Raw genomic sequence first — 283 nt, 5'->3', positions numbered from 1 at the left:
CGGCATGGTGCCGCACATCGTCTTCCATGTCTGGAACGATGGCTACTTTCCTGGACCGGAGGTCTGGCGCACCGGCCGCCGGACCGCGACCTCCGGCATCACCCAACCCGCCGTCGCCGGCTTTGCCGTGCGCCGCCTGTTCGACCGCGCGAGCGACAGCAAGCTGGCGGCAGAGCGGGCTCGCAGGCTGCTGCCGAAGATCGACGCCTGGCACCGCTGGTTCTACGAGAACCGCGACCCCAAGAGGGAGGGGCTGGTTGCGATCATCCATCCCTGGGAGTCC

At 68.6% G+C, this 283-nt stretch carries 1 pseudogene; it reads left to right on the top strand.

The window, feature by feature from the left end:
* Positions 1 to 283, top strand: a pseudogene (locus EN808_RS35990) (hypothetical protein); the annotation flags it as partial.

It is taken from the genome of Mesorhizobium sp. M8A.F.Ca.ET.165.01.1.1 (assembly GCF_004792065.1).
GTDB lineage: Bacteria > Pseudomonadota > Alphaproteobacteria > Rhizobiales > Rhizobiaceae > Mesorhizobium.
This window is presented reverse-complemented; position numbering and strand designations above follow the sequence as displayed.